This is a genomic window from Roseivirga seohaensis subsp. aquiponti (genome assembly GCF_001267955.1).
Lineage (GTDB): Bacteria > Bacteroidota > Bacteroidia > Cytophagales > Cyclobacteriaceae > Roseivirga > Roseivirga seohaensis.
In genome coordinates this window covers 84087-106790 of sequence record NZ_JSVA01000022.1, presented here as the reverse complement: position 1 = coordinate 106790, position 22704 = coordinate 84087, and the positions used below count along the sequence as shown (strand labels likewise).

20 protein-coding genes are annotated in these 22704 nt (G+C 40.1%); 10 read left to right on the top strand and 10 right to left on the bottom strand.

The window, feature by feature from the left end:
* Window positions 1-2: 2 nt before the first annotated feature.
* Window positions 3-176, bottom strand: a complete 174-nt coding sequence (locus OB69_RS18735; protein WP_176699979.1) for a hypothetical protein — start codon at window positions 174-176, stop codon at window positions 3-5.
* 124 nt (window positions 177-300) lie between these two features.
* Between OB69_RS18735 and OB69_RS16995 the strand changes: the two genes are divergently transcribed.
* From OB69_RS16995 to OB69_RS16975, 5 genes are all read left to right on the top strand, one after another.
* On the top strand, window positions 301-867 hold the full coding sequence (locus tag OB69_RS16995; protein ID WP_053224958.1) for an RNA polymerase sigma factor: 567 nt from the start codon (window positions 301-303) through the stop codon (window positions 865-867).
* A 17-nt stretch (window positions 868-884) separates the two neighbouring features.
* Complete coding sequence (locus tag OB69_RS16990; RefSeq protein ID WP_157608619.1) at window positions 885-1760, top strand: DUF4097 family beta strand repeat-containing protein; 876 nt, start codon at window positions 885-887, stop codon at window positions 1758-1760.
* Window positions 1761-1765: 5 nt separating this feature from the next.
* On the top strand, window positions 1766-2563 hold the full coding sequence (locus tag OB69_RS16985; RefSeq protein WP_053224956.1) for a HEAT repeat domain-containing protein: 798 nt from the start codon (window positions 1766-1768) through the stop codon (window positions 2561-2563).
* Between the two features lie 25 nt (window positions 2564-2588).
* Window positions 2589-3560, top strand: coding sequence for a DUF4097 family beta strand repeat-containing protein (locus tag OB69_RS16980; protein ID WP_053224955.1), 972 nt, complete (start codon window positions 2589-2591; stop codon window positions 3558-3560).
* Between the two features lie 170 nt (window positions 3561-3730).
* Entirely contained in the window at window positions 3731-4327 is a 597-nt protein-coding gene (locus tag OB69_RS16975) for a hypothetical protein (protein ID WP_157608618.1), read from the top strand.
* 30 nt (window positions 4328-4357) lie between these two features.
* Here the strand turns inward: OB69_RS16975 and OB69_RS16970 are convergent, their stop codons facing one another.
* Window positions 4358-5296 (bottom strand): carbon-nitrogen hydrolase family protein, encoded by a 939-nt coding sequence (locus tag OB69_RS16970; RefSeq protein WP_053224953.1) that lies wholly within the window; start codon window positions 5294-5296, stop codon window positions 4358-4360.
* Window positions 5297-5785: 489 nt separating this feature from the next.
* Here OB69_RS16970 and OB69_RS16965 point away from each other — a divergent pair, with 489 nt between their 5' ends.
* A complete protein-coding gene (locus OB69_RS16965) occupies window positions 5786-6319 on the top strand; it encodes an REP-associated tyrosine transposase (protein WP_053224952.1) in 534 nt (177 codons plus the stop codon).
* 245 nt (window positions 6320-6564) lie between these two features.
* Here the strand turns inward: OB69_RS16965 and OB69_RS16960 are convergent, their stop codons facing one another.
* The 3 genes from OB69_RS16960 to OB69_RS16950 all read right to left on the bottom strand — a co-directional run bounded on the left by OB69_RS16960 (window position 6565) and on the right by OB69_RS16950 (window position 9608).
* A complete protein-coding gene (locus tag OB69_RS16960; RefSeq protein WP_053224951.1) occupies window positions 6565-8130 on the bottom strand; it encodes a flotillin family protein in 1566 nt (521 codons plus the stop codon).
* Between the two features lie 10 nt (window positions 8131-8140).
* Window positions 8141-8722 (bottom strand): hypothetical protein, encoded by a 582-nt coding sequence (locus tag OB69_RS16955; protein ID WP_053224950.1) that lies wholly within the window; start codon window positions 8720-8722, stop codon window positions 8141-8143.
* A gap of 118 nt (window positions 8723-8840) precedes the next feature.
* Window positions 8841-9608, bottom strand: a complete 768-nt coding sequence (locus OB69_RS16950; RefSeq protein ID WP_053224949.1) for a DUF6503 family protein — start codon at window positions 9606-9608, stop codon at window positions 8841-8843.
* A gap of 134 nt (window positions 9609-9742) precedes the next feature.
* Here OB69_RS16950 and OB69_RS16945 point away from each other — a divergent pair, with 134 nt between their 5' ends.
* From OB69_RS16945 to OB69_RS16935, 3 genes are all read left to right on the top strand, one after another.
* Window positions 9743-10054: a DUF6660 family protein gene (locus tag OB69_RS16945; RefSeq protein WP_053224948.1), complete on the top strand. Its 312-nt coding sequence runs from the start codon at window positions 9743-9745 to the stop codon at window positions 10052-10054.
* 183 nt (window positions 10055-10237) lie between these two features.
* Window positions 10238-14611: a CusA/CzcA family heavy metal efflux RND transporter gene (locus OB69_RS16940; RefSeq protein ID WP_053224947.1), complete on the top strand. Its 4374-nt coding sequence runs from the start codon at window positions 10238-10240 to the stop codon at window positions 14609-14611.
* A 15-nt stretch (window positions 14612-14626) separates the two neighbouring features.
* Window positions 14627-15820, top strand: a complete 1194-nt coding sequence (locus tag OB69_RS16935) for an efflux RND transporter periplasmic adaptor subunit (protein ID WP_053224946.1) — start codon at window positions 14627-14629, stop codon at window positions 15818-15820.
* An 80-nt stretch (window positions 15821-15900) separates the two neighbouring features.
* Here OB69_RS16935 and OB69_RS16930 read toward each other — a convergent pair whose 3' ends face one another.
* The 5 genes from OB69_RS16930 to OB69_RS16910 all read right to left on the bottom strand — a co-directional run bounded on the left by OB69_RS16930 (window position 15901) and on the right by OB69_RS16910 (window position 21988).
* On the bottom strand, window positions 15901-18096 hold the full coding sequence (locus OB69_RS16930; protein WP_245620843.1) for a TonB-dependent receptor: 2196 nt from the start codon (window positions 18094-18096) through the stop codon (window positions 15901-15903).
* Between the two features lie 48 nt (window positions 18097-18144).
* Entirely contained in the window at window positions 18145-18456 is a 312-nt protein-coding gene (locus tag OB69_RS16925) for a hypothetical protein (protein ID WP_157608617.1), read from the bottom strand.
* 72 nt (window positions 18457-18528) lie between these two features.
* On the bottom strand, window positions 18529-20589 hold the full coding sequence (locus OB69_RS16920; RefSeq protein WP_053224944.1) for a copper-translocating P-type ATPase: 2061 nt from the start codon (window positions 20587-20589) through the stop codon (window positions 18529-18531).
* A 17-nt stretch (window positions 20590-20606) separates the two neighbouring features.
* Entirely contained in the window at window positions 20607-21335 is a 729-nt protein-coding gene (locus OB69_RS16915) for a heavy-metal-associated domain-containing protein (protein WP_053224943.1), read from the bottom strand.
* A gap of 89 nt (window positions 21336-21424) precedes the next feature.
* On the bottom strand, window positions 21425-21988 hold the full coding sequence (locus tag OB69_RS16910; RefSeq protein ID WP_053224942.1) for a helix-turn-helix domain-containing protein: 564 nt from the start codon (window positions 21986-21988) through the stop codon (window positions 21425-21427).
* Between the two features lie 219 nt (window positions 21989-22207).
* Between OB69_RS16910 and OB69_RS16905 the strand changes: the two genes are divergently transcribed.
* Window positions 22208-22675, top strand: coding sequence for a DUF305 domain-containing protein (locus OB69_RS16905; protein WP_053224941.1), 468 nt, complete (start codon window positions 22208-22210; stop codon window positions 22673-22675).
* Window positions 22676-22704 lie beyond the last annotated feature (29 nt).

Here is a 22704-nt window from a genome sequence, read left to right as displayed (position 1 = left end):
GCTTAGCTTCCACAGCCTACACATTCAAAAGATGAATCCATAGGTTTTACCCCATTCAGTTTCATCGTTAAATTGTGTATTTGATCCTTAATGTCCATGTCTTTAAACATGTCTCCAGTAAGCTGCGCTGTCAGCGCTTGAATTTCTTGTTCTAGGCTTTCTTTTGTTATTTCCATTGTTCTTTTATGCTTAGGGCATTTGAATATAGGGTATATCTGAATAAAATCAAAAAAGTGTACCTTGACTTGTAACCTTTCTAAAAAGCTTAGGTTTCCCCCATTGAATTCTTAAAAAAGACGATTGGATTCTCTCTCTGACAACGCGTTAATGCTACAAGTAAAGGAAGGACAGCTCGATAAACTCGGGTTGTTGTTCGAGCGATATAACAAGAGCCTTTATGGGTTTTTCTATCGCTTAACCCTTGATCGTGAGGTGAGTGAGGATTTAGTTCAAAATGTGTTTTTGCGAATGATGAAGTACAAACACAGCTATAAAGGAGACGGCCAGTTTAAAACCTGGATGTACCATATGGCTCGAAATCTTTTTGCCGATCATTATCGGAAAAATAAAAAGATGGGCTACAAAGAAGATGTAGAGGTGACTGATAAATACTTCAGAAACGAGAATAATGCAGAGTCGAATAGAATTCAAAGGGAGGAAATGGATTTGCTGCAGCATGCCATGAATCAACTGACTTTCGAAAAGAAGGAAGTGCTTATTCTCAGTAAGTATCAAGAAATGCGATATAAAGACATTGCCGACTTACTGGGAATTACTGAAAGTGCAGTGAAGGTGCGAATCTTCAGAGCATTGAAGGATTTAAAAATGGTCTATATGCAGTTGGAGGCAACTCCTTCTGCGCAGTGAAACAACAAAATAGCTGAATGATGAAAGTGATAAAGTGTATGGTTTTGCTTATGGCATTTTTGCCAGCCCTGATGGTTAAGGGGCAAAGCGAAACCGAAACGGTAAAGAAGAGCTTTACGGTAAAAAATGAAAAGGCAACATGGTTTGCTGTGTGCAATATCGAGGGGAATATTGAAGTGGAAGCCCATGATGGCAACACCATAGAAATTGAAGTTGAGAAACGAATTTCGGGAAACCAATCAGAGATTAAACAAGGAATGGAAGAGGTGAAGCTTGATTTTGCTCAAGGCGATGATTTTGTGCGAGCCCGTTTCACTACTCCAAATAATCAGGTGAGGGAAAAAGATGATCCTCTGGCTTGTGGTTGGGACTGGAATCAAGACCGGGAACGAGTTAATTACAGGGCAAGGCTTGACTACAAAGTGAAAGTACCCAGAAACATCAGCGTGAAAATCTCTACTGTAAACAATAGCGACCTCTACATTAAAGGTGTGAAAGGTGAAGTTTATGCCAACAATGTGAATGGCGATGTAAGGTTGATTGATGTAGAAAGCAATACTAAAGCCAGTACGGTAAATGGTAAAATCGAGGTGAATTATTTAAAAATGCCTACCGAGTTTGCTGAGTTCCAAACGGTGAATGGGGAGATAGAAATATTTGCTCCAGCTAATTTGGGGGCCATTTACAACTTCGAAAGTCAATGGGGAGAGGTGTACAGTGATTTCGATTTCTCTCAAAAGCTATCGCCAAAACTAGTAGCCAATAAGGGCGAGCGCGGAGGTACAAAATATAAGATTGACAACTCCAATAGCTACCAAGTAGGAAACGGAGGGCCAGAGTTTTCATTCAAAACACTGAATGGAGATATAAGGGTAATGAAAGCTAAAAAGTAAATAAGATGGAAGAAAAATATATGTCAATGATTACTGAGTTTATTGATGGCACACTTTCGCCTGAAAGGGAAAAGGAATTCCAACAATACGTTCGAGAAGGGCATATTGATATGGCTGAGGTCGAAGAGATGGCTAAAATTCAGGGGGTAATGCTGAGTTCATCCGCACCTGAACCTTCGTCTGAGCTGAAAGAAAACTTCTACCAAATGCTGAATGAGGCACAGGAAAAACAGCCTGAAGCCAATTATGGATCTTCCTTATTAGAAAAAATAAAGAGTTTCCTTTTCGTTAACCAGTATGGTAGAATGGCCTTTGGGATTGGCCTGTTAGTTATTGGTCTTTTCTTCGGAACAACTTGGGGAAATAACTCATATAAGGAGGAACTCTCAGACTTGAATGGTCAGATGGTAGAGATGCGAGAAATGATGATGATGGCCATGTTGGAAAAAGAATCAGTTTCGGACAGATTGAAAGGCGTGCAAATGTCGTCTCAGCTTTCCTCTTCCAATCAAAAAGTCATCGATGCACTTTTTCTTACCCTCAATAGCGACCCAAGTACGAATGTGCGGATTGCTGCCTTGAATACATTGGCAGAGTTTGCCAATGACCCCAAAGTAAGAGAAGGATTGGTGAACAGTATTTCAAAACAAAAGTCGCCTTTAATGCAAGTGAACATGGCCGAATTGATGGTGAAGCTACAAGAAACAAAAGCGAAGGGTGAATTGAATTCTATTCTGGAAAATGATCAAACGCCAGAAGATGTAAAAATGACGCTCAAAGCGAGCATTGAAAAAATTATTTAATCAAAGACTCAAAAGAACAAGTAATATGAAAAAGGTAAGTGTAATACTGTTAATGATTTTATCAGCTTTTAGCATGAATGCTCAAAAGGATAAGGTAGATGCAAAAATGAAGGTTAAAGTAACTCCAGATCTAAAGATGACGATGGGGCCAGATTTTGAAATTGATCTTGGTGCGCATATTGAGCAAGCCATGAGCAGCATCGAGGGCATATTTGAAATGAACTTTGGAGATGAAGAAGGGGCATGGAAAGAAGCGTACCAGCAAGACACCGAGGAACTTGAAATTCCTTTAAGCAAGCCGGGGGAGAAAGGAAAACTACAAGTTGAATCGCATAATGGAACCGTTAAGATTTCAGCTTATTCGGGGCCTACGGTTAAGGTTAAAATGATAAAGTATAGTAAAAAGGTAGAACGTGAATCTAATGAAAATGGCATGCGCTTGTTGAGTAGCGGAGGATTTAATGTGGAAGCCGAAGAGCGAAATAACACTGTGAGAGTAGAAACAGAAGGTTGGAATAATCGAGTTGACTTTGAGATTCAGGTACCGACAAATTTTAGCCTTGAGGTAAAAACCTATAACAACGGAGCCATTGAAGTTGAGGGCGTAAATGGCGAGCACAGCATAGAAAGTTATAATGGGCCTATCACATTAAATAATGTAAGTGGCTCTGCGAGTGCTAGTACTTATAATGGAGAAGTAAAGGCTACTTTCAGTTCTGTCACTGCGAATGCACCAATGATTTTCACTACTTATAATGGCAATGTCGATTTGACCGTACCTGCTGGTACTAAGTTTAGCACGAGAATGAAAACCCATAGAGATATTTTTACTGATTTCGAAAATTTTGCTCTTCAAAAAACAACACCTAAAAAGAGTAAAGAAGGCAATGGTTATAAAGTTAAATATGAAGATTGGGTGGAAGGTAAACTCAATGGTGGCGGAGCCGAAGTAACCATGGAAACCAGAAACGGAAATATATATATCCGAAAAGGATAGCCGAAAAGAATAGTAATTTCAATCCTGTGGGTGTAAATTCACAGGATTTTTTTATTTTTACCTTCCTCAATTAATCTAAATACCGTCACATTCCTTTTTTCCATCGAGGAGAAATTGATTTTCCAAAACTAAAGTATGTACTGATGAAACGCACTGTAAAGATTTTTTTAATGTCACTCTTATGTGTAGTGTCTTTAAACCATGTTCTATCTGCCCAAAATGCAGATGCCTTGGTGACCAAACTGGCCAATAAGTATGGTAGTGTTCCTAATTACAAGCTCAATATTGTTTATGAAGCCAATAATGAGGATATGGGTTTTAAAAATGTTCAGGAAGGAACACTGGTTGTGAAAGGCGAAAAATATATTTTGAAATATGGGCCTAATGAGACTTGGCTAAACGATGGTAAAGTGGAGTATGTAGGAACAAAGGAGGAAGATCATTCCCAGATTCTATATTTCTGCCCTGGTAAGAACACAGAGGCTATTGTAGATTATGGCAACTTGTTGACTTTCTATGCTTATGAGCATAAAGCAACAATGGACGGAAACATGATTAAGTTAGTACCTACTACTACTAGGCCGTATACAGAATTACACTTGACGGTGGATGGTGACAACCTCACTAAGATTTCAGCCATTGATAGCATGGGAACTGTTTATACTTACTCACTTTCTGGTTTCAGCACTAGCATTGGTGATCCTAAGTTTGTTATCAATAAATGGGAATATGCTGAGACAATTGACGAGCGTAAAGACTGTAAGTAACTTAGCCCAAAAGAGATATAAAAGACCGATTTACTTCGGTCTTTTTTTGTTTACAGTCAGCTCAAAAACATCGTGGCGCTGATAATGTCCGGTTACATCCAAAGCCAATCGTTCTTCATAACATTTGTTAAGGTCTACTTCGGCAGTGAATATACCTTCAACACCCCATTGAGGAGCTAAAATGGTTTCTCCACTTGGTCCAAAAATACAGCTGCCACCATTCAGAATCATATGTTCGGGTTTGCCTTCAAATTCTGGGGGAAGTTTAAGCTCAGAAGGAATGTCTTTCACCCGCATAATTTGTCCAACACCAACGGCAAAGCAACGGCCTTCAAATGCATAAGAACGTGTTGCTACTTGTAGCATTTCATGAACTTTAGGCCAAACGGCCACGTGAATATGTTCACCAGAATTGTGCATGGTTTGGCGTGTTAGCGGCATCCAATGCTCCCAACAAATCAATCCGCCAATTCGTCCAAAAGGGGTGTCTACTGCTTGCAACCCTGCACCATCACCTTGACCATAAAGTAACTTTTCTGTATGTGTTGGCATTAGTTTTCGGTGATGGTTGGCAAGTTCTCCTTTTTCACTCCATGTCAGAAGGCTGTTATAAATCGTGCCGTTGCCGATTCCAGAAGTTACTTTTTCATTGATACCCATCACCACCACTACGCCTAGTTCTTTGGCCCATTCCCCAATTTGTTTTACCTCAGGCCCATTTACATCTAAACTATGTGCATGTGTTCTGGCGAAAACGGTTTTGGTAGCGGGAAAGTCCCAACGGGCGTACTCATCGCAGTAGTCAATCCAAGCGGGGTAGCCAGTAAACCAAGTTTCTCCAAAAGTGACAAGCTGAGCCCCTTTGGCAGCAGCTTCTCTTAAAAGTGCTTCCACCTTTTGCATGGATTTCTCAACGTTTAGGTATTCTGGTGCAGCCTGTACAACTCCGATGGTTACTTTCTTATTCATGCTGCCATATTACACAATCGCTGAATAAAATGTAAGAGTGGATCATTAGAAAGGAAAAGGTTACTACTAGTTTTTATCATGTTGTCATTCAATTGACTAAGAATAAGGTTGGCAAGATGCCAAAACGCTAATTGTCACTCGGCACAGCCGAGCGACTGTTAAGATAATTAGATTCAAAACTCAGTCGCTCGCTTGTAGCGAGTGACGGAAATCTATTCCTTCAGGGATTAACTATATAGTGAGCAAAACGCAGTAAACTATCTATCACTCGGCACAGCTGAGCGACTGTTCTGCAATAAAAAAGTCAAGCCTTTCGACTTGACTTTTGATCTTATTGTTAACCGATGTGACTAGTTGGACTATCACTCAGTAAAGCCTAGCGACTGTTAAAATATTAATGCTCAGAACTCAGTCGCTCGCTTGTAGCGAGTGACGGGTAGTTTTTAAAACTAGGGTTTATTATATTCAAAGAATACTTTGATTAAATCTATGTCAGAATTAAGGAAGTCGAATACTGATCTGCCCTACTTTATTACACTAACCGTTGTAGATTGGATTGATATATTTACTAGGCAGGCCTATTGCGATAAAATTGTTGAGAGCCTTAACTTTTGTATTAAGAATAAAGGTTTGATAGTTTTTGAATATGTAATTATGCCCAGTCATATTCATATGATTGCTCAATCTTTAGATGGAAATTTGAATTTCATATTACGTGATTTTAAGAGCTTTACTGCAAAACAAATCATAAAGGAAATAGGAGAGAATCAGCAATATGAGAGTCGTTCGAAATGGCTTTTGCATATGTTTGAGTTCAATGCGAAATACTATCGGCAGAATGCAAAATATATGTTCTGGCAAAAAACTAACTACCCAATCGAACTTAATTCTGCCCATATTCAATACCAGAAAACTGAATACATTCGAAATAACCCTGTTGAAGCAGGCTTGGTGACGGATGGGGAGTTTTGGCAGTATTCAAGTGCAAACCCCAATTCACCACTGAGAACTAGCAGAATGTAATGTTGGCAAGATGCCAAAACGCTAATTGTCACTCGGCACAGCCGAGCGACTGTTAAGATAATTAGATTCAAAACTCAGTCGCTCGCTTGTAGCGAGTGACGGAAATCTATTCCTTAAGGGATTAACTATATAGTGGGCAAAACGCAGTAAACTATCTATCACCCGGCACAGCCGAGCGACTGTTCTGCAATAAAAAAGGTCAAGCCTTTCGACTTGACTTTTGATCTTATTGTTAACCGATGTGACTAGTTAGACTCTTCTTCAGTTTCTCCTTTGGCCTTAATTTCTTCGGCCATTTCCTGAATTTCGTCAACATTTTTACCTTTCAAATATTCAGGTAATTGCATTCCAGCCATATTAAACATCTCTTGTAAAGGAGGTACTGATTTGTAAAGTCCAGAAATAAAATTAGCAGTAGAGCCTTTTGTTTCTGGTCCATTACCACCACCGTTGTCCCATACTGTAACCTTATCAATTTTAATGTTCTTGATGGCCTCAGTTTGAAGTCTTACTAATTCAGGTAGTTTATCTGCAATCATAATCATTACAGCGTCTTTACTGTCATCACCTGCTGCTTGAACAAGTTGTTTAAAGCCTTCTGCTTGTTTACTTAATATCTCATAGATACCACGTGCCTCAGCGTCCATTTTTAAGAATATTGCATCCGCCTCACCTTTTGCTCTTCTTCTTACATTCTCAGCTTCAGCTTCAGCATCAATCTCAATCTTCTTTTTGCCTATTTCGGCAGGTATAACAATGTTAGCGTTTTGCGTAGAACGGTCTCTTTCGGCTCTAGCATTTTCTGCTTCTTTTTGAGCTTTATAGGCCTCCTCTAATGCTTTGGCCTCTTTTACTTTTTCTGCGGCTATGGCCAACCTTTCTGCTTCTGCTTGCTCTGATCTTCTTTCTGCATCAGATTTAGCAATAATAATTCTAGAGGTGTTTTCACCTTCAACTGCTCGAGCATTTGCATCGGCAATTTTTATTCTTTCGTCTTTTTGAGCATCAGCTTCTCCCATTTTGGCCAGCGCTTCAGCATTTGCGATTTCAATTCTTTCATTTTTCTGCGCATTAGCCTCACCAATCTTTGCCTGTGCTACCGCTGCTGCTACTTGAGTACGTTGATCTTGATGAGCATTTGCTTCACCGATAAGTCCATCCCTGTTTTTCTCAGCTACACTCTGGCGAGCATCGTTAATGGCTTTTGCTGCGGCTTCTTTACCTAACGCTTCAATATAACCCGACTCATCCTTAATGTCGGTTACGTTTACGTTAATCAGCTTTAAACCAATTTTTTTCAATTCCGCTTCAACATTAGAAGCTACGTTGGCCAAGAATTTATCTCTATTAGAATTAATTTCTTCAATATCCATAGTAGCAACCACCAAACGCAACTGACCGAAAATAATGTCTTTGGCTAGGTCATGTATATTTTGTTGAGAAAGACCTAAAAGTCTTTCGGCAGCATTGGTCATTACACCTTCTTCAGTAGAAATACCCACCGTAAACCTTGAAGGAACATCCACACGAATATTTTGTCTACTCAGTGCATTGGTTAAGTTTACTTCAATAGAAATAGGAGTGAGGTCTAGAAAGGCATAGTCTTGAATTACAGGCCAAACAAATGCCGCACCTCCATGGATACACTTTGCAGAGCGGCCAGTGTCGGTGCCGGCATTGTTCCCTACTCTTCCGTAAACCACTAAAATTCTATCTGAAGGACATCGTTTGTACCTCTTAAAGAGGCCAATCAGCATTACAAAAATAAAGACCGTGACAACGGCAATTAAAATGATAAAAGTTTCGCTCATATTGATTAGGTTAATTTTTAGATACTAAAAGTATATTGTTGTTGATGACGTCTTTTACATTGACAACCGAGCCCATTGGGATGTCTATTTCGTCATCGGTTATGGCTTCCAGTTCTCTTAAAGAGCCCTGCACCTTAATCAATACTCTACCTACATTACCTCTTTCTGCTGAGATACGCATATACACTTCACCAATTCCGCCTTTTGCATTGTTGATGTTCATGGTGCCGCTGTCGGTAAGTTTACTGAAAAAGTAGAAAAGTGAGGCCATTATGGTCATCATAATCAGGCCTGATACTGTAGCGATGATTAGCGTTGTCAGGCCGCTATAGCCCGAATCTATTGATGCAATTCCTGCCCAAGAAAAAATGGTAAAGAAGCCAATAAAGTTTTTTAAGGTGAAAAACTGGAAGCCCGCACCGCCATCATGGTCTACGTCAAAATCTGGGTCTCCATCAACATCTACTTCACCTCCAACAAAGGTCAAGATCATTTGGATAATGAAAATGATGGAAAATGGAATGGCCAAACCCCAATAAATTTTATGGGTAGTTTCAAGGGTATCCCACCATTCTGAAAAATTAAAAGACATAGCAATAGAATTATATGTCTTAAATTATTGATTTATTTTTTTAGCGTATTCAGCTTTTTGTCGAGGTGGTTTAAAACTTATGGTGAAAGGTTAGTTGGGAGGTTAACCACTTTCAACTTTACTTATTGAGCGTAAACTTTACATCTTCATTTATGATCTGAGAAAGTACCTCAAGTTCGCCAGCGTTATACAGTTCTGCTATATTCATAATGTCCATTCGCTCATCTTCTGGCTTTAGGTTTACGTAGTCTTGAATCAGAACTCCTTCAATTCTTCGTGCATTAATTGCTTCGCGAAAACGCATTCCTCCTCCATCGGTATGGTATAAATAGGCCAAGTAATCCATACTGTAATCTTCTTTATCAAACCAATAAAGAAATACATCATCAAAATCTTCACCGCCACCTTCTTGGGCAAAAGTGACTTTTACCTCGTAATAGGTTTTGCCCTTCACTTCTTTTTCGCCCACATAAGTTTTATTTACCGCGGCATCATTTAACCCAAAGGGTAATCGAAAAAAGTAAATAACAGAGTTAACAGAACGGGTGTAAGCAGCTCTTTTCTCTTCCGTAATTTCTGTGGTGTCGCCATCAGTTAGCCTTACCAAACCATTGTTATTCATTATATCTAAAACCGTTTGGCCAATACTGTCGGTTTGGGTGCGGGTGTACTCAAACATCCCGTTGTTGTTTTTATAAGTGTAATCAATATTTCTGAAGGTGAGTGAAAACTCAGCCTTGTTTAGGCCTTCCATACCATGAAATGCAATGGCTTTATCTACAATTTCTTGAACTTTAGATTTGGGTTTTGCTTTCTCCGTTTTTTGTGGCGAAGAACAGGCCATGACAAAGGCAGATAGAAGTAGGGCAGATGTTTTAAGGTTCATTTATTTAATATTATGAATGGGCTTACGGCTAAGGTATAACAAAGTTAGTGATCTCAGCCTGAATCTATACACCTGGTAATTTACCTGACCTTTGCAATCCAGTTGCACATGCTTTTGCCCTACATTTGCATTTAATGAAACTTATAACGCTCTTTTTGGCGCTTACCATTTTCGGGTTGTCTACTTTCCCTTGTGGGGATGGAGCACCTGTAAGCGGAGAAGTACAAATAGAGGCTTCCGTTTCATACTTGGAGCTAACAGCTGCCCCATTGCCTCACTTAGATTTATGTTCTCCGTTTTGCAGTTGCCATTGCTGTCATACCCATATGGCTACTTCAATTGTAGCTAATTTTGTATTTGAAAAGCCTTCTACATTTTATCAAGAAGGTGTGAGTAAAGGTGTGGTAGCGCCTGATTTTGGCTTTTTTCAACCACCCAAGCTTTAGCATTTCATATCGATTTTATGTTTCTACATACAGTAGTGTGGTAGAGGCATACTTCAAATTTCATTAAGAATTTTTCAAATTTTTGAGCAGTAATCTATTGCCTTGGTTAAAGCAAGGCTGATTATCGGCATGCCCGATTTTCATTAGATCCATTCGCTCAAAGCAAATCATCAATGTAAAAGCATGGATAAACTCATTTCATTTTCCATAAAGAATAAGCTGATCATTGGGTTATTTACCCTAGGTCTGATTATTTGGGGTGGTTATTCATTAACCCAACTCCCCATAGATGCAGTGCCCGACATCACAAACAATCAGGTACAAGTAATTACTACCTCGCCTGCTTTAGCAGCCGAAGAAGTAGAGCGGCTCATTACTTTTCCCATTGAAATTACAATGGCCACGATACCTCAAATTGAAGAAATAAGATCTTTTTCAAGGTTTGGTCTTTCGGTAGTTACTATTGTTTTCGAAGAGAAAGTAGATGTGTATTGGGCACGTCAACAAGTAAACGAACGATTGGTTGAAGCCCAAGAGCAAATTCCTGCTGGGGCTGGAATGCCAAGTATGGCGCCAGTAACCACAGGTTTGGGCGAAATTTATCAGTATGTGGTAGAGCCTAAGCCCGGTTATGAAGATAAATATGACGCCAGAGAATTACGCAGTATTCAAGACTGGATAGTGCGAAGACAACTGCTGGGAACACCCGGAGTTGCTGATGTAAGCAGTTTTGGTGGCTACTTAAAGCAGTTTGAAATCGCAATTGATCCAGACCGCTTGAAAAGCATGAATGTTTCCATTGCCGAAATTTTTAAGGCACTGGAAGATAATAACCAAAATACGGGCGGTGCTTATATAGAAAAGAACGAAACAGCACTCTTTATTAGAAGCGAAGGCTTGGTGAATGATTTGGATGACATTCGGAGCATCCTCATTAAGAACAACAATGAAGGAATTCCAATCCTTATTAAGGATGCAGCAAAGGTACAGTTAGGAAGTGCGGTGCGCTACGGAGCAACCACCCGTAATGGAGAAGGCGAGGTGGTCAGTGCCATTGTTATGATGCTGAAAGGTGAAAATTCGGCAGAAGTAATCAAGAATGTTAAAAATAGGATTACCGAAATTGAAAAAACACTTCCAGAAGGTGTAGAGATTAGACCTTTTTTGGATCGAAGTAAATTAGTAGATCATGCCATTGGCACTGTGACCAAGAATCTTATTGAAGGAGCCTTAATTGTAATTTTCATTCTCCTTTTGCTGCTTGGCAATTTTAGGGCAGGCATTATTGTGGCTTCTGTAATTCCACTGGCTTTGCTCTTTGCTTTTTCCATGATGAACCTCTTTGGGGTATCGGGTAATCTGATGAGTTTAGGAGCTATTGATTTTGGTTTGATTGTAGACGGAGCGGTGATTATTGTAGAAGCCACAATGCATCATTTAACCAAGCTTAAGGTTAATCGAAAACTCACTCAGTTTGAAATGGATGATGAAGTCTACAAGGCCGCTAGTAAAATTAGAACCTCAGCTGCCTTTGGTGAAATCATTATCCTGATTGTATACTTACCAATTTTAGCATTGGTGGGAACAGAAGGTAAAATGTTTGGCCCAATGGCCCAAACCGTAGCCTTCGCCATTCTTGGAGCATTCATTCTTTCACTTACCTATGTGCCTATGATGTCGGCTTTGGTGATGAGTAAAAGGCCGAGCCAAAAGAAGAATGTTTCTGACCATATCATGGCTTTCTTACACAGACTTTACGATCCAGTGATTCGGTGGGTAATGCACAAACGCCCATTGATTATCGGCTTTTCTGTACTGTTGTTTTCAGCCGCATTATGGGTGTTTTCTAATATGGGAGGTGAATTTATTCCTACGTTGGAAGAAGGTGATTTTGCCGTTGAAACACGAGTGTTAACGGGCAGTTCGCTTCAAACTACAATTGAGGCAACTACTCAAGCAGAGAAGATTCTTCTCGATCAATTTCCAGAAGTAGAACAAGTAGTGTCAAAAATTGGAGCAGGGGAAATTCCAACAGACCCAATGCCACCTGAAGCTGCCGACATGATGATCATTTTGAAAAACAAAGATGAATGGACTTCAGCCACCAACAGGGAGGAACTGGCCAATAAAATGGGAGAGGCCTTGGAGGTAATTCCCGGAGTAACTTTTGGTTTTCTTCAGCCCATTCAAATGCGCTTTAACGAATTAATGACTGGCGTTCGGCAAGATGTGGCCATTAAAATTTATGGTGAAGACTTAGACCAACTTTCAGCATATGCCAATCAAATTGGCGAGATCGCCAATACCGTTGAAGGTGCGGTAGATCTGTATATTGAAGAGGTTACTGGGGTTCCTCAAATTATAATTGACTATAAAAGAGACCAGTTGGCAAAATATGGTTTGAGCGTAAAAGAGGTTAATCAAACCGTACAGACAGCATTTGCTGGAGCCTCCGCAGGCGTAGTTTATGAAGGCGAACAGCGTTATGATTTGGTGATTCGGCTAGAAGAAAACAGACGTGAAAGGCTGTCGGATGTGAGCAACCTTTATATAAGCCGGGCAGATGGACATCAAATTCCACTTTATCAAGTGGCCGATGTGCAAGTAAAAGAAGGGCCTTATCAAATTCAACGAGACGATACACGCAGAAGAATCATTGTCGGTTTTAACGTAAGAAACCGTGATGTACAGAGCATAGTCACCGAAATTCAAGAAAAAGTAGATACCTCTGTTGAACTAGCAACGGGTTATACAATCACCTACGGAGGCCAGTTTGAGAATTTGGTTGAAGCCAAGAAGCGTCTAAGCGTGGCGGTTCCATTGGCTTTACTTTTAATTTTTGTACTGCTATATTTTACGTTCCGTTCGGTAAAGCAAAGCCTTCTGATTTTTACCGCTATACCACTTTCAGCAATAGGCGGAATTTTCGCTTTATCGCTTAGAGGAATGCCTTTTAGCATTTCGGCTGGGGTTGGTTTTATTGCTCTTTTTGGGGTAGCGGTGCTCAACGGAATTGTATTGATTGCTGAGTTCAACAGCCTTAAAAAAGAAGGAGTTACCGATGTTTTTGAGCGAATTTATAAGGGCACATTTGTAAGGCTTCGCCCGGTAATTATGACGGCCTCTGTGGCTTCTTTGGGCTTTCTTCCAATGGCGCTTTCCAATACATCAGGAGCCGAAGTACAAAAGCCACTCGCCACCGTAGTGATTGGTGGTTTGGTTACGGCCACCTTCCTTACTTTGGTAGTGCTGCCTATTTTGTATTACTATTTCGAACGAACGGTAAAAGTAAGAAGGAGTACCGTGGCTTTGTTCTTTATTCTGGGGCTTGGCATGTTATCACCTGTCAATATTCAGGCGCAAGAAAGACCATTGGTTTTTCCATCCGTTGACTCAGCCATAGCCACAGCCATTAAGAACAACCCAACTTTAAGAGCTGCCCAAATAGAAACGCAAGAACAGCAAGCCTTGCGCAAAGGCAGTTGGAATTTGTCGAAGACTAATTTTGGCTTAGAGTACGGCCAAACCAACAGTGATTTTAACAATGACAGCCGCATATCCGTTAGTCAGAGCTTTGCTTTTCCAACCCTATATACCAACCAAGGCAAATTGGCTGAGGCGAGAATAAAAGGTAGCGAATGGATGGAAACGGCTACCCTAAACGAACTGGTACAACGTGTTAAATCTACTTGGTTTGAATTGTGGAAGGAGAAAAACAAACGAGATTTACTGCTTGAGCAAGACCAAATTTATGAGCGTTTTGTGCGCGCAGCAGAATTACGTTTTAAAACAGGCGAAAGTAATTTGTTAGAGAAAGCTACGGCAGAAGCACAAGTGGCAGAAATCAAAGTGCTGATTGCCCAAAATGAGGCTGATATTCAGATTTTAAAACATCAGCTAAAAGCTTTACTCAATGTGTCGGAAGAAATTGAAATTGCGGAGGATGATCTTGATCAGCGAAACATTGAAGCAATGTTGGTATCACCTCAAGTTTCAAATAACCCCACCTTGGCTTGGTTTAAACAGCAGATAGAAATAGCTGAAAATGAAAAGCAGGTGGAGCGTTCAAGGATGTTGCCCGAAATAAACCTCGGCTATTTCAACCAATCGTTTAATGGGCCTGGCGAAACGAGGGCTGGTGTGCCTACCAACTTCAGTTCTAGCGACCGTTTTTCGGGCGTTCAAATTGGTCTTGGGATTTCTCTTTTCGGAATGAAAGCGCAGCGTGCCAATGTAAAAGCTGCCGAGTTGAGAAAGGAACAATCTAGTGCTTTACTCGCTGCCAAAAGCAATGAACTACAGAGTCAGCTCAGTTCACTTTTTCAACAATACCAAAAGGCATTAACAAGCCTTGAGTATTACAAAAAAGAAGCTTTACCGCAATCTGAGCTTATTTTGAAGCAGGCACAAAGGGGATTTGAAAGTGGTGAAATTGGTTATGTAGAATACATTGACGGACTCAACAGAGCGCTTTCCATTGGTTTCAATCACTTAGAAATCCTTAATCAGTACAATCAAATTACTATTCAAATTGAATTCATTTCTGGGGTTCAATAATCAAAATATATAGAGATGAAAAAGACAACAAATAAATATATCAGAAATGCATTCCTCTTAGCACTTGTTGTGCTTACGATGGCTTGCGGTAATAATTCAGTTGAGTCTATAGAAATTGGAGAAGAAGGTGAAGAGCACCTTGAATTTACGCAGGCCCAATACGATCAGGCCGATATTCAAATAGGAAGTATCAAGAAGCAAATTATTGGTTCCGAATTAAGCGTAAATGGAGTGATTGACGTACCGCCACAAAGTAATGTTTCAATCAATATGCCTTATGGTGGTTTTGTGAAGTACACAGAAATGTTGCCTGGCACGCAAGTGAAAAAAGGTCAGTTATTGGTGGAGATCGAAAATCCAGAGTTTATTCAATTTCAGCAAGAGTATTTGGAGAGTATGGCCAACCGCGAATTTCTAAAAACAGAATTTGATAGACAGGAAGCCCTTTATGGAGAAAATGTAGCATCAGGTAAATCTTTTCAGCAAGCTAAAAGTGTGTACCTAATGAATGAGGCCAAACTTAAAACCATGGAGCAGAGGCTAAAACTCATTGGCTTTTCACCAGAGAAAATTGTAGGGGGCGAGGTAACTTCTTCCGTTAAAATATATTCACCAGTGTCAGGCTCCGTGCGCGATGTATACACCAACATTGGTAAATATGTGTCGCCTCAAGATGCCATCATGGACATTACAAATGCTGAAGATTTGCATGTTGAACTCACGGTGTATGAAAGTGATATTCCTAAAGTGAAAAAAGGTCAACGCATTCGTTTTAACCTTACCAACTCAAATGGGCCAACCCTCGATGCGGAAGTGTTTTTGGTAGGCAGCGGGGTGCGAGAAGACCGATCCATGACCGTGCACGGTCATATGGAAGAGAAATATGAAGGCTTATTACCTGGTATGTATGTTTCCGCTAATATTGAATTAGGTAGTCACGAGGCATGGGTGGTGCCAGACAACACCATAGTGCGTTTTGATGGCAAACATTATGTATTTGCTTATGGTGAAGAAAAGGAAGAGGAGGGTACAACAATGCACGAATTTGAGATGCTAGAGGTAGTAAAAGGCAATACGGAGGAAGGCTATACCGAAGTTACTTTCACTGACCCTTCTATCGAAATGTCGGAAGTGCAGTTAATTATTAATGGTGCCTATGCCTTATTGGGAAAAGCCAAGAACAGCGAGGGCGGAGGTCATGGTCACTAAGAATTGATCTAGCCTTTGTTCCATTTTTGATGAAAATTAATAAGCCACGCTCCAATAATATTGGAGCGTGGCTTTATTGTTTAATGATGTTCTGAATGACCAAAGTCGATTATGACTCCAAAGTTCACCACAAAGCCTTCTAGTGGTGCCCAGATGTCAAGGTCAGATGGACTCATATTGGAACCCAAATCGATGTTTTCGAACTTAGATTGACGTGTGTCAGAAAAGTTTTCGAAGTTACTGTAGAGGCTAATGTGCTTGAATTTACGCAACACCATTAAGCCAGTAATCCAGTAATTGTCCGTTCTGGTCAAATCTCTTCGGTATTGTTCGCCAGTGTAGTAGGCCTCAAGCCCAATTCTCCATTTCCCTTCTTCTTCATACACCAAAACCGCCCCAATGTTATGTTTGGCCGTCAATGGCTTTTGGTCGTTTCGGTTGTCAAACTTCTCTTGCGCATCAATTAGGGCATAATTGAAGAACAATTTGAAATCATTGTAAGTCAGTTTTAAATTGGTTTCCAAGCCTTGAGATCGCATATGGTCACTAGCATTTTCGAACCTGAATGAACTCGTAAGTGGAACCTGACGAAGCGCCAATGGATCGTTTAGTTGGGTATAGAAAAACAACTGATTTACACTGAAAGTCCAACGTTCGCCAATGGCGGTTTTGTAGTTGATATCGAAGTTTCCACCAAAAGATTTTTCGGCATCAAGGCTGGTTAAGTTCGAAGCATCTAAACCTCTGAAAGATAACCGCTCGGTATCTTCTGTAAAGATGGTTGGCGTTTTGTATCCAAGTCCACCGCCCAGTCGGTAAGAAAACTTAGAAGCAGGGTTGTAGAAAAGTGCTACTCTCGGAAGTGCAAACCAACCATAATCATTGTTGTAGTCAAGTCTAACGCCTGATTCGATTGAGAATGTTTCTGAAACTTGTTCTACTTGTTGAATAAAAGCACCAGTAGTTATTTGCTCATAATTACGATTATTGTTTGTGCCACTGTCTTCCGTAAAGTTGTCAGAATAAAGGTTTGCACCTACAATCCATCTGCTTTTGTCTCTTCCGAAAGAATAAGCCGCCTCGCTGAAAGTGGCGTATTGCTGACCATTAAACGTCAAGCTTGGCTCCTGAATAGTGCGGTCAAAACTCAACAAACTGTTTTTGATTGTGAACGACCTGTTCGCATCCCAATTCTTCTCATAACTCAACTGGTAAGAAAGCCTATTGGTGTTATTCTCTTGTAAATAAGCGTTTGCGTTACTTTGTTCCGCATCAATAGCGTCTAAATTTCCACCCAGTCGATCTTCAAAAGTACCACTTAGGGCCAGTCTGATTTTACTGTCGGCACTTGGGTAATAAAAGAAAGTAGGGTTGAAGGTTAAAGCTTTTGATTCAGGGATGTCGGAGAAATTATCATCGTTTACATCGTAAGCTTTTTGTAAACCGCCAGAAGCAAATAAACTCATTCCAAATTTGTCGTTTCGTTTGGCGTAAAAAGTGTTCACGGTTGTACCTCCGGCCGAAGTTTGATCTAGCATTAACCTAAATCTTGCTTCGTCTTCGGGCTGAATACTTACCAAGTTTACCAAACCCGCAATGGCACCACCACCATACAAAGTGGCATTACTGCCTTTGATAACTTCAACTTGTTTTAGGTCTAAAGGTGGGATTTGCATAATGCTCAAACCGCCAGAAAAACCACCATAAAGTGGAAATCCGTCCTTTAATAGTTGAGTGTAACGTCCGTCTAAACCTTGAATTCTGATGCTCTGATTGGCCGAGCTTGGTGAAGTAATCTGCATTTGGATACCCGTACTTTCGCGAAGCAGCATGGCAATGTTGGCCGATTTCATCACTGCTTTTTCTTCCAACTCCTCTGTTCCTAAAAACTCGATTCGCGTTGGAATTTCCTCAATACTTCTACTGGAACGGGTGGCTGTAACAATGGCTACTTCCTCATGCTCTTCAGTAGCCGATTCCATCATAATTTTGATGGTTTCGTTACCTACTTCGCTAAAAACATAAGTGTTGGTTTGTGTTTCATAACCTACAAAAGAAAAACGAACTTCTACTTGTGTTCCACTTAAATTGGTGAGCGTAACAAACCCTTGACTATCCGATATTCCGCCTTTGGTAGTGCTTACAAAAGCTGTAGCTCCGACAAGTGGTTCGTTGGTTTCTTCATCAAAAACCTGAAACCTAATGCTGTTTTGACCAATGGCCATATGGGTGAAAAGCATCATTAATACAGATGCTAAAAAGAATCTTTTGATCATTTTTTAATTGAATTTGAATTGAAAATCTAACTGTATTCTGAACGAATACTAGATTTTAGGAGGCTGCCAAATTTCAAATAGCGGAGGGGTAATACTTCCCGATACTTCAACTATGAAATCAACAGGTGGGTCGTTTTCAGGCATTTCTAGAAATAAGTAGGTTGAAGTGAGTGGAATATGGCAGCAAGCGCAAGCACAAAATGGAGTGCAAGTGTCTGTTTCTTCATGCGAATCTATTGGCTCAGATTCTGCGTGAATTCCATTCTCGTTTGCGCAATTATCTACTTCCCAACCTTCGGCACAAGGCATAAGGCTAAAAAAGAGAATTAATAAGGCCATGAAGGTCTTTGACCACTGCATGTCACAAATCTAATTCAAGATACCTTGCAATAGTGTTTCAAATGGATATTTATTTAGTTGAACTTAATTATTTCAACCTTCTTTATTGCTGATCTGTTTTTTCAGAAGCTGTGCATTTACTGCACATACAATGGTGCTTAAACTCATTAGTGCGGCCCCCACGGCTGGACTAATCATAATGCCCTGGTTAAAAAGTGTTCCGGCAGCCAATGGTATTGCTACCACATTGTAGCCAGTGGCCCAAACCAAGTTTTGTATCATTTTACGGTAAGTTGCTTGTCCAAATTCTATCAAACGTGTGATGTCTTTAGGGCTACTTTCTGTTAAAATAATATCTGCTGTTTCGGCAGCCACATCGGTACCTGACCCAATTGCTATTCCTACATCGGCTTTGGCCAATGCCGGTGCATCGTTTACTCCATCGCCAGTCATTGCTACAAAGTTTCCTTTCTGTTGAAGCTCGGTTATGATTTCGGATTTCTGATGTGGCAATACTTCACTGTAATAACCATCAAGCCCTAATTGATCGGATACAGACTTGGCGGTTTGGCTGTTATCGCCAGTGGCCATATAGGTTTTAATTCCTTTTTTCTGAAGAAGATGGATGGCATCTTGACTTTCATCTCTAATGCTATCGGTCAGTTTAAGGTAACCTGCTAAAGTGTTTTCCTTTAATATAAAAACTACAGTTTCAGAGGAATTGTCAAATGCTTCATTCGGTATTTCAAGACCAACTTCCTTCAAGTATCCAGGGCTAACTATTTTGAATTGTATGTCATCAATTAGAGCTTCAACCCCCTTTCCTTTTTCTGCCTTAAAGCTGCTAATGGAAGGCAAGTTGAGTTTTTGTTTTTTGGCGTGCCTCACAATACCTTTAGCAATAGGGTGCTCCGATTCTTGCTCTATTGCTGCGGCAACAGTTAACAACTCATTTTTGTCTATGTTGCTATCCATTACACAGATTTCTTTCACACCAAATTCACCTTTGGTCAAAGTGCCTGTTTTATCAAAAACAATGGCGGTAATCTTTCTTGAGTTTTCAAAGGCAGTTCGGTTTCTGATCAACAGGCCGTTTTTGGCTGAATAGGTAGTTGAAATGGCTGATACCAAAGGCACAGCAAGCCCCAAGGCATGGGGACATGTAATGATCATGACCGTGACCATGCGTTCCAAAGCGAAGTTGAAATCTTGATCGCTAAAGAACCACCAATAAATCAGGGTGGTTAGACCGCCAATTATAGCCACATAGGCTAAGGCTCCAGCTGCCTTATCTGCTAGGTTTTGTGTTTTCGATTTTGTTTGCTGTGCTTCCTTTACCAGTTTAATTACCTTGTTCAGATAGCTGTCTTCGCCAGCGGTATTCACTTTTACTTTAAGCGATCCATCAATATTGATTGCACCTCCGATCACTTGATCATCAATGGTTTTACTAACAGGCTTACTTTCACCAGTAAGTGCGCTTTCATCCAATTCGCTTTCACCTTCAACAATAAGCCCATCTGCTGGGATTTTTTCTCCGGGTTTAATAAGTATAATATCTCCTTTGTGTATCTCATTCAGTTTAATGTCTTTAACCCCATCTTCTGTAACTAAATGGGCTTCAGAAGGCATAAGCTCGGCCAGCTTTTCTAACGCCTTCGAAGCACCCATTACAGATTTCATTTCGATCCAATGACCCAAAAGCATAATATCTATTAGGGTAACCAATTCCCAGTAGAATACTTTTCCTGATAAACCGAAAACAACTGCTGTGCTGTATGCCCAAGCTACGGTGATGGCTATGGCTATTAGTGTCATCATGCCAGGCCCTCCCTTCGAAAGCTCATCTTTCAAGCCTTTTAAAAAGGGCCACCCTCCATAAAAGAAAATGAATGACGATAGGGTTGCTGAAACATAAGAAGCACCACCGAATGTGAGTTCAAACCCGAAGAATCCTTGAATCATGGGGGAAAGCACTAAAACAGGAATGCTGATTAAAAGACAGATATAAAAGCGTCTTTTAAAGTCTTCAATCATGTTGCCGTGATCGTGACCGTGGTGACCATGGCCTGCATGTTTATGATGTTCCTTATGATTTTCATGCATGGAATGGTCATGGTGTATGTGAGGGCCTTCGTGATTTGTGTGTTCCATAACTCAGGAATTAAGATTTAAACATTCAACATAAATGCGGCCATTGCCACCATGGTAACGTCTTCAACAACAGTTACAGTGCTCATAGGAAGATTAAATACATCGCCAAGGCAAGCGCACTTAATTTTTCGTTTGTTCAAGTTACTTTTTACTACGCCAATAGTGCTTACTCCCAGTACTATAACAGTGGTCCAATTGGTAATATTGGGATTCCAATTTGTAAGATAAGCCAAGCCTAAGGCTAACTCAACAAAAGGATAGATGTAGCCCCAGCCTTTCCATTTTTCAGCAACTATATCATACATTCTATATGAATCGGCAAAGCCTTGAAGGTTGAGTAGTTTAAAAAATGAGAAAACAATAAAGAAGCCTGCCATAAAATAGCGCATCCATAGCATTCCAGAAAATGAATCTAAAGGGGTTTGAGTCAAAACACTTACTCCTGCTATAAAAGTAACAATTAAGAGAAGCGGCTTATAGGTGGCAAAAAAGCCTTTTGGTTCTTCTTCCATGGTCATTGTGTTCATGGGGTTTGAGTGTACTTCGGAGATGGTGTAATTGCCTTTTTCTGATAATGCTGATTGAAATTGAGCGGTGTTGACATGACTATTCATTTTGATGGTTGCAATGCCATCTGCCAAGTTGATGTTGGCTTCTGTTACTTCAGAGAAAGCTTCTAAAGTTCTACGCACTTTAGCTTTGCAGCCTTCACAAGTCATTCCGGTAATTTGATATTGATGTTCCATTTTTGATTTAGAATTTGTTGGAACAAAGGTGGTGAAGTGGAGAAAATGATAGCGTACACAAAATCAGATTGGATGTACGCTTTTTCTAGCTAATGGTAATCTATAGATTTTCGAAGCCCTAATTTTTTAAACTCCGAGGGTGTCATGCCTGTGGTTTTTTTGAATTGTGCCGAAAGGTATTGTGCACTGTTATACTCCAGTTGGTCGGCAATGGCGGCCAAGCCTAGCTGGTCGTAAATAATGAGCTCTTTGGCGCGCTCAATTTTTTGAAGTGTAATGTATTGGCCAATGGTTTTTCCTTCTAAAGAAGAAAATAACTCATTTAAGTAGGAGTAGTCGTATCCCATTTTAGAAGCAATGAAAACAGAGAAATTTTCATTCTCTTGTTTTAAACCTACGCCATGATGAATTTCATTAATAATGAGGCTTTTGATTTGTGTTACTCGTTCTGATTTTTCATTGTCGAGCAACTCAAAACCAAGTAATTGGAGTTGGGTGTCAAGTCGCTTTTTTTCTTCATCTGAAATAGGGGAGGTGAGTTCTACTTCTCCAAGTTGAATGTGGCTTATTTGGATGCCAAGCGTATTAGAAACTGCGTTTTCTACTGCTATAATGCAGCGGTTACATACCATATTTTTTATGTGCAGTTTCATGACCCCAATTTATTAAAATGGAATGGCATATTTGGGTGTTCTGTGGTTTTTTCTCCCTTAAACATGAGGTTCGTTTTCTACAAAAAGACTAAAAGAGGGAGGGCAGATTGCTTAGGAATTACTTCTTTCAAGAATGATGATTTCGGCATGGTATTTTGACTTAATTATCTGATAGATAGGTTGTTTTAACCTGCTGTTTTTAAACTAAATCATGTTGTTATGAATAACCCAAACCAAAAGTTGTCACCCTACTTAAAGTTTCTATTTATGATGCTCGTCTCATTTATGATGATGTACGGAATCATGTTTTTAAACGTGGCTGAAATTGATCATATTTTGCTGAGCACCACCCGAACCTACATGAGTTTACTGATGGTAGCTCCAATGGCTATTAGTATGATGTTGTTTATGTGGGGAATGTATGAGAATAAAAGACTTAATACAGTGATTATTTCAGGGGCTGCAATCGTGTTTATTGTTGTATTAACTGCATTGAGAACGCAAACTCCAATTAAGGATGTACAGTATATGAAGGCCATGATTCCTCACCATTCTTCGGCCATCATGGTAAGTGAAAATGCAACGTTTGAAGATCCTGAAACTGCTGAATTGGCAAAGCAGATTATTGAGGCCCAAGAAAGAGAAATTGCTCAAATGAAAAGAATTATTGAGCGGTTGGAAAAGTAACGTGGTTATTTTGGGATAAAGTAGAGTTA

Excerpts from the sequence above, each read along its gene's own strand:
- OB69_RS18735 (WP_176699979.1), bottom strand. The coding sequence starts at position 176 with ATGGAAATAACAAAAGAAAGCCTAGAACAAGAAATTCAAGCGCTGACA.
- OB69_RS16990 (WP_157608619.1), top strand. The coding sequence starts at position 885 with ATGATGAAAGTGATAAAGTGTATGGTTTTGCTTATGGCATTTTTGCCA.
- OB69_RS16985 (WP_053224956.1), top strand. The coding sequence starts at position 1,766 with ATGGAAGAAAAATATATGTCAATGATTACTGAGTTTATTGATGGCACA.
- OB69_RS16980 (WP_053224955.1), top strand. The coding sequence starts at position 2,589 with ATGAAAAAGGTAAGTGTAATACTGTTAATGATTTTATCAGCTTTTAGC.
- OB69_RS16975 (WP_157608618.1), top strand. The coding sequence starts at position 3,731 with ATGTCACTCTTATGTGTAGTGTCTTTAAACCATGTTCTATCTGCCCAA.
- OB69_RS16970 (WP_053224953.1), bottom strand. The coding sequence starts at position 5,296 with ATGAATAAGAAAGTAACCATCGGAGTTGTACAGGCTGCACCAGAATAC.
- OB69_RS16965 (WP_053224952.1), top strand. The coding sequence starts at position 5,786 with ATGTCAGAATTAAGGAAGTCGAATACTGATCTGCCCTACTTTATTACA.
- OB69_RS16960 (WP_053224951.1), bottom strand. The coding sequence starts at position 8,130 with ATGAGCGAAACTTTTATCATTTTAATTGCCGTTGTCACGGTCTTTATT.
- OB69_RS16955 (WP_053224950.1), bottom strand. The coding sequence starts at position 8,722 with ATGTCTTTTAATTTTTCAGAATGGTGGGATACCCTTGAAACTACCCAT.
- OB69_RS16950 (WP_053224949.1), bottom strand. The coding sequence starts at position 9,608 with ATGAACCTTAAAACATCTGCCCTACTTCTATCTGCCTTTGTCATGGCC.
- OB69_RS16945 (WP_053224948.1), top strand. The coding sequence starts at position 9,743 with ATGAAACTTATAACGCTCTTTTTGGCGCTTACCATTTTCGGGTTGTCT.
- OB69_RS16940 (WP_053224947.1), top strand. The coding sequence starts at position 10,238 with ATGGATAAACTCATTTCATTTTCCATAAAGAATAAGCTGATCATTGGG.
- OB69_RS16935 (WP_053224946.1), top strand. The coding sequence starts at position 14,627 with ATGAAAAAGACAACAAATAAATATATCAGAAATGCATTCCTCTTAGCA.
- OB69_RS16930 (WP_245620843.1), bottom strand. The coding sequence starts at position 18,096 with ATGATCAAAAGATTCTTTTTAGCATCTGTATTAATGATGCTTTTCACC.
- OB69_RS16925 (WP_157608617.1), bottom strand. The coding sequence starts at position 18,456 with ATGCAGTGGTCAAAGACCTTCATGGCCTTATTAATTCTCTTTTTTAGC.
- OB69_RS16920 (WP_053224944.1), bottom strand. The coding sequence starts at position 20,589 with ATGGAACACACAAATCACGAAGGCCCTCACATACACCATGACCATTCC.
- OB69_RS16915 (WP_053224943.1), bottom strand. The coding sequence starts at position 21,335 with ATGGAACATCAATATCAAATTACCGGAATGACTTGTGAAGGCTGCAAA.
- OB69_RS16910 (WP_053224942.1), bottom strand. The coding sequence starts at position 21,988 with ATGAAACTGCACATAAAAAATATGGTATGTAACCGCTGCATTATAGCA.
- OB69_RS16905 (WP_053224941.1), top strand. The coding sequence starts at position 22,208 with ATGAATAACCCAAACCAAAAGTTGTCACCCTACTTAAAGTTTCTATTT.